This is a genomic window from Nocardia sp. NRRL WC-3656, from assembly GCF_000720265.1.
In the GTDB taxonomy this organism is placed as follows: Bacteria; Actinomycetota; Actinomycetes; order Mycobacteriales; family Mycobacteriaceae; genus Nocardia; species Nocardia nova.
The window spans coordinates 1-1,345 of record NZ_JOJF01000091.1 but is presented as its reverse complement, the minus strand read 5'-3'; the positions used below and the strand labels follow the sequence as shown (position 1 = coordinate 1,345).

Genomic DNA, 1,345 nt, shown 5'->3' with positions numbered 1-1,345 from the left:
CCCTAAGTTTGTAGGTGTCTGGGGTTGGTGCCCTGGATGCCCAGAGCGGTGGGGTGTAGCTGATGGGTTTTTGCCTTGTTCGAGGCTCCGAAGGACTGGCTGCCCCGCCGCGCTGGACGCTCCGGCTGCTGATTGAGAGCTTGTTGCGGGTCGTCGCTGTTTAGGGATCTGTCGGCGGGGTTGTCCACGGGCGCGGTAACTTTGGAGTCAGGAGCACGTGGGTGGATACTCGCCCGGAGATTTGGGTCGGCATCGATGTCGGCAAAGCGTCGCATCATGCCTGCGCGGTCGATGAGACCGGCAAGACGGTGTTCAGTCAGAAGGTCGGCAACGACCAAGCCGCGATCGAGGCGTTGATCGCGCGCGCCGACCAGGCTGGGCAGCTGGTGCGGTGGGCAATCGATCTGACCAGTCCGATGGCGTTGCTGCTGATCACGGTGTTGCTGGCCGCTGATCAGGCGGTGACGTATGTGCCGGGCCGGGTAGTCAACACGATGACCCACGGATTCCGCGGCGAGGCCAAGACCGACGCCAAGGATGCGAAGGTGATCGCCGAAACCGCCCGTATGCGCCGCGATCTGAGTCAGGTCACGATGCCTGAGGAATTGGTGGTCGGGCTGACCCAGCTGACCAGCTACCGCACCGATCTGATGTCGGACTGGGTCGCCGGGATCAATCGGCTCAGGGCCTTGCTCGGCTCGATCTTTCCGGCGCTGGAGGCCGCGTTCGATTACACGGCGCGGACCCCATTGGTTCTGGTCGCCGGAATGTGCACTCCTGCCGAGCTTCGGGCTGCCGGAATCGACGGTGTCACAACATATCTCGTCGACAACGGCGGGTGGAGACCGGTCATCGGAAAGACAGCGGTCGCGGCGGTCGACGCCGCGCACCGTCAGAGCCTGGCCCTGCCGGGCGAGGCCGACACCGCCATGCTCGTCAAGCGCGTCGCTCGCAAACTCCTCGACCTCGACCGCGAGATCAAGGACACCGACAAACTCATCACCACCCGATTTCGTGCACACCCGTGGGCCCGCATCATCGAATCGCTGCCTGGCATGGGGCCGGGACTGGGTGCGGAGTTCCTCGTGGGCACCGGTGGTGACCTGGCCAACTTCGCCAGCTGTTCTACATGGCTGCCTTGTCCAGCCTGCGCTACGAGAATGGACCATCGCGGCGTTTCTACGACCGCAAACGCAGCGAGCGACAGATTCATACCCAAGCCCTTCTAGCGCTGGCCAGACGGCTGGTGGATGTCTTGTGGGCCTTGCTGCGCGACGGCCGCGAATTCAGTGCCATCCGCCCGACATCGGTGGCAGCTGCGGCTTGACACAGTCATTGAGAGTCC

General features: G+C 63.8%; 1 pseudogene. It reads left to right on the top strand.

The features are described from left to right. The first annotated feature begins 221 nt into the window (after positions 1-221). Positions 222-1,327, top strand: a pseudogene (locus tag IG65_RS35510) (IS110 family transposase). Positions 1,328-1,345: the final 18 nt, after the last annotated feature.